A 17,211-nucleotide genomic window follows, 5' to 3' on the forward strand; every position below is an offset into this window, starting at 1 on the left:
TAGCCTCCTAATCCGTTTCTTTTAGTTGATTAATTAATGTAAGACGATCTTCAACCGTTTTTGTTTCGTCTTTTATTGCAATCGTTAATTGCTCTAAGATTTGCTGACGTTCACCAAATTTTTCAAATAATCTTAGTTTATCTTCATATTCTTCAAGCATCGCCTCTGTACGACGAATATTATCATATACAGCTTGACGGGAAACTTTATAGCTTTCAGCAATTTCACCTAACGAAAGGTCATCTAAATAATAAAGTTCCATATAACTTCTTTGTTTATCTGTTAATAATGCTTGATAAAAGTCGAAGAGAAAGTTCATGCGTGTTGTTTTTTCAATAAGCATCAAAATATCTCTCCAATCATAATTTGTCTACTGTATCATATATGTTTTCAATTTTACTGTCAAGGAAATTTCCTTGTCCAATAAAGGTTTATCTATGTAAAATTCACTAGATTAATTTTCTAACGGTAGCTGTTGCCGGCTACGGTTACTTACTTTCCGACCATGGAAAACAAAATAAACAACTATAGAAAGTAAAAGCCAAATTACCGTCCAACTATATACTGAACGATAACTCATTTGCCCTAATAACAATCCATATATATAAGGTCCCACTGCGATGGCTAAATCCATAAAGATGAAGAAGGTAGAGGTTGCCGTCGCTTTCCGATGAGAATCAGCTTCCTTAATAGCAATGGCTAAATAATTGGATTGAACTGTTCCATAACCAATCCCGATCAAAACACTCGCAAGTAAAATCATCCAACTACTATTTGCCAGACTGAGAACTAAAAAACCAACAACTAATATTGCAAGCATAGGATAGGTTAACCAATTCTCTCCAAAGCGATCAAATAACCGCCCAGTAATTGGTCTAGTTAAAACTAATGCAATCGCGTAAACAACGAAAAAATATGTTCCAACTGATGGATGACCAATGTCCGTCGTGTAAAGGGATAAAAAGGAAAGCAAACTCGAATAACCAAGTGCTAACGCAAATATACAAAGGCCAATCGGTATTGCTTTTTTCTCAAAAACATCACTCAATGAGATAGTTAAAGAGACTTTTGAATCCCTTGACTTTGTTGGAGAAGATATCGTTAAGAAAATGCTTATCAAATTACAAAAGCCAATTACTACTAAAATCCATATTAACATTTCAAAAGTGGCCATCCTCATGACAATCAGTCCGATAAAAGGTCCAATCGCCATCGCAATATTCATTGCCGTTGCATAATATCCGGTTCCCTCTCCACGGCGTTCATCTGGTACTACATCGGCCATAATCGCTCCAGCTGAAGTCATTAAAAAACCAAAGGTAAACCCATGAATTGCTCGAATGATTATTAGGAGGAAAAACGTTGAAGCAAATAGATGGGCTATGATTGCTAAAAAGAAACAAATGCTTGAGATAATCAGAATTTTTTTACTTCCGATTACTTCTACTATTTTCCCAGCAAACAAACGGGCTATAAGTGCCATAAGTACATATATCCCAACGGCTAAACCGGCTGCCCCTTGATTCATTCCAAAATTAGTGGTCACATGCAAGGTAACGGTAGCCAACAAGCTATAGAACACAGTATGGGTAAAAAAATTAATTCCCCATATCATTAGGAAATTTTTCGTCCATAATTTTGGCCGTTCCATTGATTTGTTCCCCTTTCTTTCCATCTCAATATTATACTAAATTTTCTGTCAACAATCAGCATCACTTAAAAACAAATATGCATCAATATAAAAAGTGTAGATAAAGCATTAAATCACTTTATCTACACTAAAGATTAACTTTTTTATTCGTCTATTTTTTCTAATTCTTTTTCTAAGCCTTCTGCAAATAACCCGTAAACATAACGCTCTGCATCAAATGGTTGAAGATCATCCATTTTTTCCCCTAGACCTACAAATTTAACTGGGATATGAAGTTTGTTTCGAATTGCTAGTACGATACCGCCTTTAGCTGTTCCATCTAGTTTCGTTAACACAATACCTGTTACATTCGTTGCTTCTTTAAATGTTTGGGCTTGAACGAGCGCATTTTGTCCTGTTGTTGCATCAAGAGCTAATAATACTTCATGAGGTGCATTCGGAATTTCTCGGGAAATAACACGGTGTACTTTTTCTAGCTCTTTCATTAAATTAACTTTGTTTTGTAAACGTCCCGCCGTATCACAAATTAAAACGTCCGCTCCACGTTTCCTAGCAGCCCCAATTGCATCATAAATAACTGCAGCTGGATCAGACCCTTCTGATTGTTTAATTACTTCACAACCAACCCGGTCTCCCCAAACTTGAAGTTGATCGATTGCGCCTGCCCGGAAAGTATCTCCGGCAGCAAGTATAACCGACTTTCCTTGGGATTTTAAACGATGGGCTAATTTACCGATAGTTGTTGTTTTACCAACACCATTTACCCCTACAAATAAAATAACCGTTAACTCACCATCGGGTTGTAGATTTAATTCTGCGATATCTTCCTCTCCAGCCTCGTAAATCTCTACAAGCTTTTCAGAAATAATCGCTTGAATGCCCTCTGTGTCTTTTATGTTTTTACGTTGTACTTCAAAACGTAATTTATCCATTAATTCCATTACTGTATCGAAGCCAACATCTGCTTGAAGTAATACTTCTTCTAATTCCTCGAAAAAGTCTTCATCTACTTTACGGTAACGGGCAACTAAATCGTTCACTTTCGATGTAAAAGTATTACGGGTTTTGGAAAGCCCCTGTTTAAATTTTTGTGTAATAGACCATGCTGAAGGTTTTTTCTCAACTACTTCTTCTACTGGCTCAAGTTCTTTTTCATCTAAACGATCCGTAACCGTTTCTGTTGTCTTTTCAGCTTCTTCAATCTCTTCAATTACTTCATCCACTATTTCTTCAACAGATTTTGTTTGTTCATTATTTTCAATAATGAAAGATGAATCATCCGATTTTACTTCTACCTCAGAATCTTCCAATTGTTCTTGTTGAACTTTTTCTTCTTCGGTGTTTCCAATTAATTTTTCCTTCAATCGTTTAAAAAAGCTCATTTTCTTCCGCTCCTTTATTTACAATACAACTTCTTCTTCCAGTTTTACAGAAACAAGTTTTGATACACCAGACTCTTGCATCGTAATACCATACAATACGTCTGCTCCTTCCATTGTCCCTTTCCGATGGGTAATGACGATAAATTGTGTGTCACTACTTAACTTTCGTAAATATTCACTATAACGTTGTACATTTGCCTCATCCAGTGCTGCTTCTACTTCATCGAGAATCACAAAAGGAACTGGACGAGTATTTAAAATAGCAAACAATAGCGCAATCGCTGTTAGTGCTCTTTCCCCACCTGATAGTAGACTTAAATTTTGAAGTTTTTTCCCTGGTGGTTGTGCAACGATTTCGATACCGGTATCAAGTAAATTTTCAGGATCTAATAAAACTAAATCTGCTTGTCCTCCGCCAAATAGTTCTCGGAATACGTGTCTAAACTGAGTTTGAATCATTGTGAATGACTCTCTAAAACGAATAGACATTTCCTCATCCATTTCTCGAATCGCTTCATGCAATGTCTCTTGGGCTTCCAACAGATCATTACGCTGTTCTGATAAAAACGTATGACGTTCTAAAACTCTGTCGTATTCCTCGATGGCTGTTAAATTGACAGGACCTAGTTCTTCGATTGATTGTTTTAACAATTTTACTTTCCGGCGAACTTGATCAACGTTTTCAAGTTCAATCGCCTGCTGCTGAGCTTCTTCAAAATCAAGCTCATACTGTTCCTCCAACAATGTATGTAAACGACTGATTTCAAATTCTACCCTACTTCGTTTTACTTCAACTGCCCGTAAACTTTCTAAGTAACCTTTATGAAGTCTTTGTAATTCTTTTAGTTGTTCTTCCAGTTTGGATAAAGATTGTTGGTGTTCCAAACGTAATCCACGGTTTTTTTGGATTACCTTTGTTAATTGTTCTTTTTTAATCGACCACTGTTGAACTGTTGCTTCAATTTCCTCTTCTGAAGGACCGTTTGCCTCGTCATTTTGAATCCATTGAATTTCTTGCGTAATGGATGTTACTTGTTGTATAGCTTTCGAACGTTGCAAAGCAAGTTCAGCAGTTGCAATTTGCAGTTGACTTAACTGTTCTTGTACAACGGCAAGTTCAGAACGTTTTTGAGCGGACGTTTCTCGAAGGACATCTTTTTCTGTCTCCACTTGAGACTTTAATAAAGTGAGTTGGTCAACCTTTTGATTCACTTCTTCAAGTTCTGTTTTTAGCTGTTCTAACCGTTCCGTCGCCTCTTTTTTTTGCTGTAAAAGGGTAGATTTTCTAGATGTCATCGAAGATTGCTCTGATGAAGCAACGTTTACTGTTGCCTTTAATGATTTTTCTTCCACTTCCACTGCGTGTAATTTTGCCTTTTGTTCGATTTCCTCACTGCGCAGTGCATCGCCTTCTAGCTTCAATCCTTCTAATTTTTCTCGTAAAACTGTTAACGTTTCTTTTTCAACGGATACAGATTTTTCTGCTTGCAAAATGGATACTTCCATTTGGTCGAGCTTAGCTGTTAATTGATCAAGCTCAGCTTTTCGAGTAAATAATGAAGATTGCTGTTTGGAAGCACCACCCGTTAAGGAACCACCCGCATTGACAATATCTCCATCAAGGGTTACAACTCTATATCTAAAGCCACAACTTCTTGCGATTTGGCTTGCCCCTTCTAAATTTGAAGCGACAATTACGTTTCCTAATAAATTTTCAACAATGGAACGATTAGATTCATCGAATTCAACTAGTTCAAATGCTAGACTGACGAAGGATGGATGTTCAAGAGCAGATGCATATTGTGTATGCTGAAGTTTTCGAGATTTCATTACCGTTTTCGGTAAAAAGGTTGCTCTTCCTGCCCGTTTTGCTTTTAACCAGCCAATCGCTTTTTGAGCATGTTGTTCTGTCTCTGTTACGATATGTTGGGATGCTGCACCTAAGGCAGTTTCAATCGCTTTTGAGTACTTAGCGTCAACCTGAACTAACTCCGCAACAGCCCCTTCAATTCCACTTAATTCTCCCCGTTCTCGGGCTAACAAAATTTCCTTAACCCCTTGGAAGAAACCAGAAAAGTCTGCTTCAAGCTCTGCTAATGTTTCTTTCCTTGCTTTTAACTGTTGTTGGTGTTGATAAGCTTGATATAGCAATTGTTGTTTTTCTTCAAAGGATGATGAAGTGCTTTTCAATTTTTGTTGCATCACTTCATATTGTTCAAGCTTTTCTTTCAATTGGAATTCTAAATTTTGAACAATTGATTGGAGCTCTTGTTTTTGTGCAGTAACCTGCTCCAATTTTTTTGCCATTTCCGCAGAACGATCATTCATGCGCTCGGCTGTTTCTAATTGTTGGGTTAATTGCTGCTCAATATGCTTTAATTCATTTTTAACTGTTGCTTCTTCATTTAATAAATCAATATACTGATCTTTTGATTGTTCAATTTCTTTCTCGATCTCAACAGCAGATGAATTTAATGTTAACTCTAATTGCTTTATTTCAGCTTTGAGCTTTTGTACTTCCTTCTGCTTTTCAGCAAATTGCAATTTTTTTTCTTCTTCGCTATCCGCTAGTTCTTTTTCCTCGTTTTTTGCTTGTTGTAATGCTTGTTCAAGCTGGGCAAGTTGTTTTAGGACATTGGAGCGTTTTTCCTTCGTAAGGGCTTTACGACCCTCCCAACGCTCTACCTCAGAGCTAGCTTCAACTAGTTGTTCTTGAGCACTATCTAAAACGGTATCGATTTCTTTTAACTTTTCACGGATGCTATCAATTTCCGCTTCATAATTAGCTATTTCTAAAGCGTGTTGTTGCTCCGTCACTTGTAATTGCTTATGTTCTACATTTATCTGCTCTAAATCTTTCCCATTATTGACTAAATCATGGACCGTTAACGCAATATCGGATTCTCTTAACTCTTCCGTCATCCGCACGTAATCATTGGCCGCTGAAGCCTGAATTTGTAATGGTTCTAGGCGACCATCTAATTCATGGAGAATATCTAAAACCCGATGTAAGTTTTCATCGGTCTCCACTAATTTATGTTCTGCTTTTTTCTTACGAATTTTGTATTTTAAAACACCAGCTGCTTCTTCAAAAATCGTTCTTCGATCATCTGGTCGGCTATTTAATATTTCATCGACACGTCCTTGAGAAATAATCGAAAATGCTTCTTTCCCAAGTCCCGAATCCATAAACAAGTCCGTAATATCCTTCAGGCGACATTGCTGATTATTCAGCAAATATTCGCTATCACCTGAACGATACACACGTCTCGTTACACTAATTTCCGAATATGGTGTTGCTACTTGCTCATCTTCATTATTTAATACAAGGGTTACTTCAGCAAAATTCAGTGGTTTCCTTGATTGACTACCAGCAAAAATAACATCTTCCATTTTCGCTCCACGTAAACTTTTCGCCGATTGTTCTCCTAATACCCACCGAATAGCATCTGTTACGTTACTTTTGCCACTCCCGTTCGGACCAACTACCGCAGTTACGCCTGGAACGAAATCAATACCAATACGATCAGCAAACGATTTAAAGCCTATTACTTCAAGTCGTTTAAGGAACATACTACTCCTCCTTAAAACTAGACTGATTTAATGCAACCATCGCATTTTGCGCAGCTTGTTGTTCAGCCTCTTTCTTTGATTTCCCACGTCCTATTCCAAGTTCTTTTTCGTTTAATAAAACGCGCGAAACAAAGGTACGGTTGTGTGCTGGTCCTTTTTCATCGACAATTTCATAATGTAATATACCATTGTTTGATTGTTGAACCATTTCTTGTAATTGACTTTTGAAATCCATCACATGCGAAAAAGCACCGACTTCTACTTTTGGGAACACGATTCGTTCTAAAAATCCTACAACGATTTCTAACCCTTGGTCTAAATACAGAGCACCAATAAAGGATTCAAAAACATCCGCTAAAAGGGCAGGACGTTCACGACCACCTGTAAGTTCTTCCCCTTTCCCTAAAAGAACATATTTACCGAAATTTAATTCGTTGGCAAAAATAACAAGGGAAGGCTCACAAACAATGGATGCCCGTAATTTTGTTAACTCTCCCTCACTCATATGGGGATATCGTTCAAAAAGGTATTTAGATACAGAAAGTTCAAGAACAGCGTCTCCTAAAAATTCTAGTCTTTCATTGTCTGTAAATAATTTGCGACGATGCTCATTCACATAAGATGAATGGATAAATGCCTGATAAAGTAAACTTTTGTTACGAAAATAAATATTTAATTCCTCTTGTAAAAATTCAAATTGATGTCTTACCTTTTCAGGTAGAACCCCAACTTTTTGATGATTACCTTTTTTTCTTATTGTCATGAACAATCTGCCTTCCTTATAGATTCTACCGTTTAGTTTACCTTGTTCAGTGATAGAAATTCAACTTTTCTTTGTATAATAAGTAAACTAATATAAAAAGAGGCACAAATTTACGCCTTTCATAGAATGCGAAATGTGTGCCTCTTTAAATTGTTAGCTTATTTTACTTTCAATGTAACTGATAGCATCGCCAACAGTTCCAATTTTTTCAGCATCATCGTCTGAAATTTCCATATCAAACTCATCTTCAAGTTCCATTACTAATTCAACAACGTCTAATGAGTCTGCACCTAAATCCTCACGGAAAGAAGCTTCTAATTTCACTTCGCTTTCGTCAACGCCTAAACGGTCAACGACTACTTTTGTAACACGTTCTAATACTGTAGCCAAGTCGGTCACCTCCCCTCAAATATATATTCGAAATAGACGATTTATCACAACAATGGATAAATTCGTGATTTTCGTTATACAAATTTAAAATTTTATATGAACTTATCCATACAATCAATAATAAAATTTAAAAAAGTAAACTATTAATTATTTTTCTAACAATAGCATTTTACTATCTTCGAATTTTATTACATATACATTCCGCCATCAATATGAAGCGTTTGACCCGTCATATAGCTTGCATCATCAGAAGCTAGGAAAACAACAGCCTTTGCAATATCTTCAGGTTGACCTAATTTAGCTAATGGAATTTGGTTTAACATTGAACTTTTAATGTCTTCTGGCAATTCATCAGTCATTTCAGTTGTTATAAACCCTGGCGCAATCGCATTCACTAAAATGTTACGGGATGCTAGTTCTCTCGCAGTCGTCTTTGTTAACCCGATGACACCTGCTTTCGCAGCTACGTAATTTGCTTGACCAGCATTCCCCATTACACCAACAATTGATGAAATATTAATAATACGTCCTGATCGTTGTTTCATCATTTGACGAGTAACAGCTTTTGTACAAAGGAATACACCTTTTAAGTTTGTATTGATCACTTCATCCCATTCGTCCTCTTTCATACGCATGATTAAGTTATCTCTTGTTATTCCTGCGTTATTTACTAGGACGTCAATAGAACCGAATTGTTCAACGGCTGCCGACATTAAATTTTGCACAGAATCACTATCTGAAACATTCGCTTGTACTGCAATTGCTTTGGCACCAAGTTGTTCAATTTCACTTACTACTTGCTGTGCTTTTTGTTCACTTCCACTAAAGTTCACAACAACATTGGCACCTTCAGAAGCTAGTTGTAATGCGATTGCTCGTCCAATTCCACGAGAAGCACCAGTTACAACTGCTGTTTTCCCTACTAATTTACCCAATTAGCTCCCCTCCAATCGCTTCCACCACTTCGTTAAATGAAGCTTCATCATAAACACAATATGTCTTAACTGAGCGATCTATTTTTTTCACTAAACCAGATAACACTTTACCAGGTCCACATTCGATAAAAATAGAAACTCCTTGCTCAATCATATATTTAACGGAATTTTCCCATTGTACTGGAGAGTATACTTGTTCAACTAATTCCTGTTGGATTGAAGGAACATCTTTCAATTCTTGCGCCCATACATTCCCTACAACTGGAATTTGAGGGTCTGCTAATTGAACATTTGTCAATTCTTCTCCTAATTTTTCGGAAGCACCGCGCATTAACTCTGAATGAAACGGACCACTTACTACTAATGGAATAGCACGTTTTGCACCAGCTTCTTTAGCAGCAACACATGCTTTTTCCACACCAACTTTAGTTCCAGATATTACAATTTGACCAGGACAGTTTAAGTTAGCAAGCTGTACTGGATCACCTTCGTTCGTTACTTTGTCACAAACATCCTTTAATGGTTCAGCAGCTAATCCTAAAATTGCTGCCATTGCCCCTTGTCCGGCAGGAACCGCTTCATTCATATATAATCCTCGTTTATGAACAATTTGAACAGCATCTTCGAAGGAAATGGCTCCAGAAATTACTAATGATCCGTATTCACCCAATGAGTGACCAGCTGTATAGTCCGGTTGAATACCTGCATCCATTAATTTTTTAGCAACCATTACACCTGTTGTTAATAAAGCAGGTTGTGCATTATAAGTTAATGTTAATTCCTCTGCTGGTCCATTTAACATTAATTTTGATAATTCAAATTGCAGAACTTTATCAGCTTGATCGTAATACGCTTTACTTTCTTCGCTATTTTGAACAAACTCTTGCCCCATACCTACTTGTTGAGAGCCTTGTCCTGGAAAAATAAAAGCTATTTTCGTCATGTTTATCCCCTTTTCTTACATCCCTTTTGTTATTGCTCCTGGCTTTTTGCAATTGTCTCTTTGATAACTTCAGTAACATGGTGTTCCACCATAACAGAAGCTTGACGAATGGCACTATAAATTGCCCTTGCATCGGAAGAACCATGAGCTTTAATGACTGGTGCTTGTAAACCAAAGAGAGCTGCACCGCCATACTCTGAATAATCTAATTTCCCTTTTAAGTTCTTTAATTCATTCTTCATCAATAATGCACTAATTTTCGTTTTTCCCGATGACATGAATGCCTCTTTTAGCATAGACATCATTGCACCAGCTGTTCCTTCGATGGATTTTAACACCATATTACCTGTAAAACCATCTGTTACAACGACATCCGCCACATTGTTTAATAAATCACGGGCTTCCACATTACCGATAAAATGAATGTTGGATTCTTTTAATAAAGTGAATGCTTGTTTCGTTAAGTCATTCCCCTTTTTATCTTCTGTTCCGATATTTAATAATCCTACTCGAGGATTGTCGATACCTCTTACTTTTTTTGCATAAACATAGCCCATAATGGCGTATTGTAAAATATTTTCTGGTTTCGCATCCGCGTTAGCACCTAAATCTAGCATTAAAAAACCTTGCCCATCAATCGTAGGTAAAGTGGTTGCTAATGCTGGGCGAGCAACCCCTTCAATACGCCCGACTTTAAACAGGCCTCCTGCCATTAAAGCACCGGTGTTTCCTGCTGATAAACAAGCGTCTGCCCGATTCTCAGTTACCGCTTCTAAAATTTTCGCCATTGAAGAATCTTTTTTACGACGAACTGCGCGAGCCGGATCATCTTCTCCTTCAACTACTTCTTCACAATGGATTACTTGTAAACGATCATGTTGTTTTAAGTACGGTTCTAACTCTTGTTGTTTACCATATAATTGAACTTCAATATTCGGAAAATCCTCTAATGCTAACAATACACCTTCAACGATTGACTTTGGTGCATGATCGCCACCCATTCCATCAATTGCTATTTTCATTTTGGTCACCTAAACCTTTCGTGCGATACATCTCAAATTCACCTTTAAAAACAGTTTCATTATTCACAGTTGATACAACATCTATATATGTACGATTTTTATGATTATCTTGGCCGCGTACTGTTGCTTTCGTAATCACACGGTCACCTGCTCTCACAGGTTTTACAAAGATGACATTTGATTTTACTGTTAATGCAAGTTCATCATTAATAACAGCAACTGCTAGTGAGTTTGCTTGTGCAAACAAATGATGTCCCCGAGCAATACCATTTCGTTGGAAAACATGCTCATCTTTCACATCAAAAATAGATAAGGCACGTTGATCTAATTCAATATCAATAATCTCTCCAATCACTTCATCAATTGGTAGAGCCTTTACTTCATTTTCATAATTTTTAGCAGCCACGTCTTTTATACGTTCACGCAATTCAGGAATGGAAAGTTCCATCCTGTCTAGACGAATGGTTTGAACGCTGACTCCAAACTCGGAAGCTAACTGTTCATCGGTGACGAATGGGTTTTGTTCAATTGTTTCCGTTAGTAGTCGTTGCCGTTCTTTTTTTGTGCGTTTCAATCCCTCGTCACCTACTTATAATAATTTTTAGCACTTGGTACTAATACCAGTATACATTTACAAAAAAAAGAACGCAACAAAAAATGTTGCGTTCAGTAAAATGCATTTATTTAGTCAATTCGTTCTCCAGTTAAGACACCAGACTCTTCTAGCATTTCTCGTAAATAGCGATATTCATCTTCTTGCCAAAACTGCTCATCATAAATCAGTTTTGCAGCATCCTGTCTCGCTACTTCTAGCGTTCGATAATCATGAACTAAATCGGCCATCTTAAAATCTGGCAAGCCACTTTGTTTTTTTCCAAAGAAGTCTCCTGGCCCTCGAAGTTCTAAGTCTTTTTCAGCAAGCTTAAATCCATCGTTTGTTTGGGTCATGGACATCATTCGTTCTTTTCCTTCATCGGTCTTCGGATCCGCAAGTAAAATACAATAGGATTGATGTTGCCCCCGTCCAACACGACCACGTAACTGATGAAGCTGTGACAATCCAAATCGGTCCGCATCATATATTGCCATAAAAGTGGCATTGGGAACATTTACCCCTACTTCCACAACAGTTGTCGAAACAAGTACATCAATTTTCCCTTCAGTAAATGCTCGCATTACTTCATCTTTTTCTTCCGCATGAAGTCTACCGTGCATCAAACCGACAGTATATCGCCCATTAAAAATCGTTGCCAGTTGTTCATATACTTCCACGGCATTTTGAACGTCCAATTTCTCGGATTCTTCAATAAGGGGACATATGACATAGGCTTGTCTACCTTGTCTTATTTCTAGTTCCATTTTTGAAATGACCGCGTTTAATTGCTCTTTCTTCAACCAGTGGGTTTCAATTTCTTTACGCCCAGCTGGTAATTCATCAATGATGGAGACGTCCATTTCACCAAAGGCAGTAATAGCTAACGTTCTCGGAATGGGCGTTGCAGTCATAAACAACACGTCTGGGTTTACCCCTTTATCTCGTAAAATTCTACGCTGTTCAACTCCGAACCGATGTTGCTCATCCGTTATAACAAAACCAAGATTAGAAAAAACAACATCTGGTTGAATTAATGCATGGGTCCCTATTAAAATATCAATTTCCCCATTATGTAATTGTTCTAATAGGAGCCTTCTTTCTTTCGTTTTCGTTGAACCTGAAAGTAGTGCAATTTTCACCCCAATTGGTTCAAACAAGGATTGCAGAGAATCAGCATGTTGCTCAGCTAAAATTTCCGTCGGCGCCATTAAAGCACCTTGATATCCAGCTGTAACGGCAGCATAAAGACAAATAGCTGCAACAATCGTCTTACCAGAACCAACATCCCCTTGTAACAAACGATTCATACGATGAGGTTCTTTTAAATCTTTACAAATTTCATTTACGACTCTTTTTTGAGCGTTTGTCAGTTCAAATGGTATCGTCTGAATAAACTCACGAACTTTTTGTAAGTCATAGGCAATAGCAATTCCCTTTTCATTTTCTTTCCTTGTTTTACGCAATGATTGAATACGTAATTGGAAATGTAACAGTTCCTCATAAACAAAACGTCTTCTAGCCTGTTTTGCCTGGTTTGCATCTTTTGGGAAATGAACACCTTCCAAAGCATCTAAAATCGGGAGCAATTGATATTGCTCCAAAAGATGCTTCGGAAGTGTTTCACTCATTTCATCACCAATTACATCTAATGCTTGGCGCATCATTTTGCGGAACTTATTTTGGTGAATGGATCCCTTTAAGCTATATACAGGTTCAAAGTCAACATTATCGGTTTTCGGGCCAAACTTAATAGAAGAACCATTTATGACCTGTCTACCTCTATCCCATTTCCCTGATACTGTTACGATGGTGCCTGGTGTTAATTTTGTTTTTAAATAATTTTGATTAAAGAAAACAACTTTTACAAGATGTCTTCCTGCTAAAACGGTTACTTGAATTCTCGATTTATTTTTCCCTAGATAAAGAACGGAGGGGACGCTTTCTACCCTTGCTTCAATCGTCACTTTCTCATTATGGGGTGTTGTAGCCAAATCCTTTAAACGATAATCTTCATGCCGATACGGAAAAGTCCATATTAAATCTTCAATTGAATAAATTCCCATATCACCTAGATGATCGGCCGTTTCTTTTCCAATTCCTTTTAAAGCTGTAACCGGATCAGTAATACTAGTCAACTTTTACCGCGCTCCCAAAAATTTTCGCAGCAAGTGCCTGGCCAGTTGGTGTTGCAGCTAAACCTCCGCGTGCAGTTTCTTTTAAGCTTGGATGCATGGATTGACCGATTCTAAACATTGCTCCAATTACTTCATCACAAGGAATTCGACTAGTGATACCTGCCAATGCCATATCAGCAGCAACCATTGCATTCGCAGCACCCATTGCATTTCGTTTTACACATGGTACTTCAACGAGTCCTGCAACAGGGTCACAAACTAATCCAAGCATGTTTTTTAACGTAATGGCAAAAGCTTCTGCACTTTGAGCTGGTGTACCCCCCGCCATTTCAACAATGGCAGCAGCTGCCATACCTGCAGCTGAACCTACTTCAGCTTGGCATCCGCCAGCTGCACCGGAAATAAAAGCATTATTTGCAACGACGAAACCAAAAGCACCGGAAGTAAATAAAAATCGAATCATTTGTTCCCTGCTCGGATTTAATTTGTTTTTTACAGCAAATAGAGTTCCTGGTACAACGCCAGCAGAACCAGCAGTAGGTGTTGCACAAATTGTTCCCATCGCCGCATTCACTTCATTTGTCGCAACTGCTTTACTTACCGCATCTAACAATAAGTCTCCAGATAAACTTTTACCGGAAGATATATATTTTTGTAACAGAACCGCGTCTCCGCCTGTTAAGCCCGACACCGATTGAACACCATTAAGTCCCCGTTCAACTGCCTGTTCCATTACAACTAAGTTTTTATCCATTTGTTCAAAAATGGCTTCCCTTGAACGTCCACTCATGTTGATTTCTTGTTCAATCATGATTTCAGAGATGAGCTTATTTTCTTTATCCGCAAGTTCAACCAATTCTCGTACGTTTCGAAATAATACGTCCATCTAGCTCACTCCTTAATTGTTAATTTTAGATACTTTCGTAATGTTCGGTATCATTGAAATTTGTTGTATAATACGATCATCAATATTTTGATCCACTTCGATGACCATTAATGCTGTTAAGCCCCGCTCAATACGGGATACTTCCATATGGCCGATATTGACATGATGCATTGCCAAACAATTGGCAACGTTTGCAATACAGCCGGCACGGTCATCATGAACAACGAGTAAAGCAGGCATCCCACCTGTTAAACGTAATTTAAATCCGTTCACTTCGCTGATTTCAATTTTTCCGCCACCGATTGAAATTCCCTCAACGGACAACTCATCAATTTCATCCCCTAAAACAATGCGAGCCGTATTCGGATGCTCTTTATTAGCCGTTTCTGGAATAATTTCAAATTCTAATCCTTCTTCTTTTGCAAGTTCAAAGGACGTTTTAATCCGTTCATCAAAAGTATCAAAATCAAGCAATCCCCCAACAATCGCTACATCGGTACCGTGTCCTTTAAACGTTTCTGCAAAGGATCCATAAAGATGGATTTTTGCCCATTTAGGTTTTCGACCAAATAAATCTCTCGCCACTCGCCCGATGCGTGCTGCACCAGCTGTATGAGAAGATGAAGGGCCAATCATAACCGGTCCTATGATGTCAAATACAGATGTGAATTTCAACCTATCTCCCCCTTAAACAATTATTCTATTACTTCTAATAGAAAATTATTTCGATAATGTCTTTTCGTTTAAGCCTAGTTTATCATGAACATTCTATGACATTCAAAATAAATAGTTTTCAAAAAATTGTTACATAGAAAAATTTCCATTCTAAAAAATATAGCCTTCCCTTTAATTTATGAGAAGGCTATCAGGATTGATTATTCGATTGATAAAATAAACGGATAAAGGGATTGCTTACCTTCAACGATTTCAACTTCGGCATCTGGATAATGACTTTCGATAAAGCTTGAAAGCTCATTTGCTTGCTCTTGAGTTGCATCTTCTCCGTATAAGATTGTAATAATTTCTGAATCTTCATCAACTAATTCAGAAACAACCTTTTTAGCAGCCTCTAACATTTTAGGCGTTGATAAAATGATTTTCCCTTCTGCTAAAGCCATATAATCATCTTTGCGAATATCTACTCCATCGATGGAAGTATCACGTACCGCAAACGTAACTTGGCCCGTTTTCACATGGGAAAATGCTTCTGTCATGCCTTCTTTATTTTCTTCCACTGAAGCTTCTGGATTAAAGGCTAAAATGGCAGCCATACCTTGTGGAATTGTTTTCGTCGGCACAACAGCAGCTTCGATTTCTAATAATTCTACTGCTTGCTCCGCAGCCATTAATATATTTTTGTTATTCGGTAAAATTAGTACACGTTCTGCCTCAATTTCTTTTACTGCTTTAACGATATCTTCCGTTGAAGGATTCATCGTTTGACCGCCTTCAATAACATACGAAGCACCGATACTGCGTAAAAGATTTGCAATTCCTTCACCCATCGCAATCGTTACAACCGCATATGGGTGTTTTTCTTTTTTCTTTTGTGGAACCGTTGCTGACTCGGAATGGTCATTGACAATAGCAGAATGCTGCTCACGCATGTTGTCTACTTTAATTTTGATTAAGCTACCATATTTCTGCCCTGCCGAGAGTACAGCTCCCGGTGTTTCAGAGTGAATATGTACCTTTGCAATTTCGTCGTCAGAAACAACAAGTAAGGAATCTCCCATGACATTTAACTCTTCACGGAATTTCATTTCATCAAACGGTTCTTTATCTTTTTCTAATCGAACCATAATTTCTGTACAATAGCCAAAAACGATATCTTCCGTACTCATAAAATCTTGTGCCCGATGATGTTCAGCACTGATTAAATCATCAAGGGATGCATCGTTCCGTTCTGGAAGCGCTTCACCTTTTAAAGACGCAAGGAAGCCTTCATAAACGAAAAGTAATCCTTGGCCACCACTATCTACTACACCAACTTCTTTTAAAACCGGAAGTAAATCTGGAGTACGATCCAGTGATTTTTTTCCTTCAGCGACTAGCGCTTCCATCACTTTAATAATATCCGTTTCCGTTTCTGCAACTTGCACCGCTTTAGCAGCAGCTTCACGTGCAACAGTTAAAATTGTGCCTTCTACAGGTTTCATAACAGCTTTATAGGCTGTATCAACACCCGCTTGAAAGGCATTTGCTAAACGATAAGCATCGATTTGGTCATCTTTTTCAATTGCTTTTCCAAATCCACGGAATAATTGGGACAAAATAACCCCTGAATTACCACGGGCACCCATTAATAATCCTTTTGATAAGCTTTGGGCAGTTTTCCCAATATGGTTTTGTGCATTGATCTCTGTTTCCTTTGCACCAGATGTCATGGACAAATTCATATTCGTACCAGTATCTCCATCGGGAACTGGGAAAACATTTAAAGAGTCAACATAACTTGCATTTTGTGATAGGTGATGGGCACCCATCTGCACCATTTCGGCAAATTTGATTCCGTCTAGTGACTTCATCCGATTTAAATCCTCCTCTTACACATTCATAACACGAACGCCTTGAACAAAAATGTTAACTGATTTAACGCTCATACCTAATGTTTTATTTACTGTGTATTTTACTTTTGATTGAACTTGATAGGCTACTTCAGAAATTTTCGTTCCATAACTAACTATAATATACATGTCAATATGAAGGTCTTGTCCTTCTTGACGGATAATAACACCTTTAGTAAAGTTTTCTTTTCGTAAAATATCTGTTAAACCATCTCGAATTTGGTGTTTTGATGCCATCCCAACAATACCATAGCATTCAATTGCAGCTCCACCAGCTATTTGTGCAATTACATCATTTGAAATATCAATTTGTCCGAAATCATTATTAATTTCTACTGACATAAATTTGCCCCCTTGGCTCTTTTTGAC

General features: G+C 37.7%; 15 protein-coding genes. All 15 read right to left on the minus strand.

Going from position 1 to position 17,211, the window contains the following annotated elements; all coding sequences use genetic code 11:
• Positions 1 to 7 precede the first annotated feature (7 nt).
• Positions 8 to 343 carry a putative DNA-binding protein gene (locus H9636_RS03920; protein ID WP_122970331.1) on the minus strand — a complete coding sequence of 112 codons (336 nt, stop codon included), beginning with the start codon at positions 341 to 343 and terminating at the stop codon, positions 8 to 10.
• Positions 344 to 454: 111 nt separating this feature from the next.
• Positions 455 to 1,651 carry an MFS transporter gene (locus tag H9636_RS03925; protein ID WP_191706330.1) on the minus strand — a complete coding sequence of 399 codons (1,197 nt, stop codon included), beginning with the start codon at positions 1,649 to 1,651 and terminating at the stop codon, positions 455 to 457.
• A 143-nt stretch (positions 1,652 to 1,794) separates the two neighbouring features.
• Entirely contained in the window at positions 1,795 to 3,033 is a 1,239-nt protein-coding gene (ftsY, locus tag H9636_RS03930) for a signal recognition particle-docking protein FtsY (RefSeq protein ID WP_191706331.1), read from the minus strand.
• 18 nt (positions 3,034 to 3,051) lie between these two features.
• Positions 3,052 to 6,606: a chromosome segregation protein SMC gene (smc, locus tag H9636_RS03935; RefSeq protein ID WP_191706332.1), complete on the minus strand. Its 3,555-nt coding sequence runs from the start codon at positions 6,604 to 6,606 to the stop codon at positions 3,052 to 3,054.
• A gap of 1 nt (position 6,607) precedes the next feature.
• Positions 6,608 to 7,369 carry a ribonuclease III gene (gene rnc / locus H9636_RS03940; RefSeq protein ID WP_191706333.1) on the minus strand — a complete coding sequence of 254 codons (762 nt, stop codon included), beginning with the start codon at positions 7,367 to 7,369 and terminating at the stop codon, positions 6,608 to 6,610.
• A gap of 153 nt (positions 7,370 to 7,522) precedes the next feature.
• Complete coding sequence (gene acpP, locus H9636_RS03945) at positions 7,523 to 7,759, minus strand: acyl carrier protein (protein WP_122970326.1); 237 nt, start codon at positions 7,757 to 7,759, stop codon at positions 7,523 to 7,525.
• Between the two features lie 188 nt (positions 7,760 to 7,947).
• Positions 7,948 to 8,694 (minus strand): 3-oxoacyl-[acyl-carrier-protein] reductase, encoded by a 747-nt coding sequence (gene fabG / locus H9636_RS03950; RefSeq protein WP_191706334.1) that lies wholly within the window; start codon positions 8,692 to 8,694, stop codon positions 7,948 to 7,950.
• Complete coding sequence (fabD, locus tag H9636_RS03955) at positions 8,687 to 9,637, minus strand: ACP S-malonyltransferase (protein ID WP_191706335.1); 951 nt, start codon at positions 9,635 to 9,637, stop codon at positions 8,687 to 8,689. Before fabD ends, fabG begins: the two co-directional genes overlap by 8 nt.
• A gap of 29 nt (positions 9,638 to 9,666) precedes the next feature.
• A complete protein-coding gene (gene plsX / locus H9636_RS03960; protein WP_191706336.1) occupies positions 9,667 to 10,659 on the minus strand; it encodes a phosphate acyltransferase PlsX in 993 nt (330 codons plus the stop codon).
• Positions 10,643 to 11,233, minus strand: a complete 591-nt coding sequence (gene fapR, locus H9636_RS03965; RefSeq protein WP_191706337.1) for a transcription factor FapR — start codon at positions 11,231 to 11,233, stop codon at positions 10,643 to 10,645. Before fapR ends, plsX begins: the two co-directional genes overlap by 17 nt.
• Before the next feature lie 110 nt (positions 11,234 to 11,343).
• On the minus strand, positions 11,344 to 13,389 hold the full coding sequence (recG, locus tag H9636_RS03970; RefSeq protein WP_191706338.1) for an ATP-dependent DNA helicase RecG: 2,046 nt from the start codon (positions 13,387 to 13,389) through the stop codon (positions 11,344 to 11,346).
• Positions 13,382 to 14,275: an L-serine ammonia-lyase, iron-sulfur-dependent, subunit alpha gene (gene sdaAA, locus H9636_RS03975; protein WP_191706339.1), complete on the minus strand. Its 894-nt coding sequence runs from the start codon at positions 14,273 to 14,275 to the stop codon at positions 13,382 to 13,384. Before sdaAA ends, recG begins: the two co-directional genes overlap by 8 nt.
• Positions 14,276 to 14,287: 12 nt before the next feature.
• Entirely contained in the window at positions 14,288 to 14,950 is a 663-nt protein-coding gene (sdaAB, locus tag H9636_RS03980) for an L-serine ammonia-lyase, iron-sulfur-dependent subunit beta (protein ID WP_191706340.1), read from the minus strand.
• Positions 14,951 to 15,150: 200 nt separating this feature from the next.
• Positions 15,151 to 16,803, minus strand: a complete 1,653-nt coding sequence (locus tag H9636_RS03985; protein WP_191706341.1) for a DAK2 domain-containing protein — start codon at positions 16,801 to 16,803, stop codon at positions 15,151 to 15,153.
• 18 nt (positions 16,804 to 16,821) lie between these two features.
• Complete coding sequence (locus tag H9636_RS03990; protein ID WP_122970317.1) at positions 16,822 to 17,184, minus strand: Asp23/Gls24 family envelope stress response protein; 363 nt, start codon at positions 17,182 to 17,184, stop codon at positions 16,822 to 16,824.
• Positions 17,185 to 17,211 lie beyond the last annotated feature (27 nt).

Origin of the sequence: Ureibacillus galli, assembly GCF_014836845.1 — a bacterium.
Lineage (GTDB): Bacteria > Bacillota > Bacilli > Bacillales_A > Planococcaceae > Ureibacillus > Ureibacillus galli.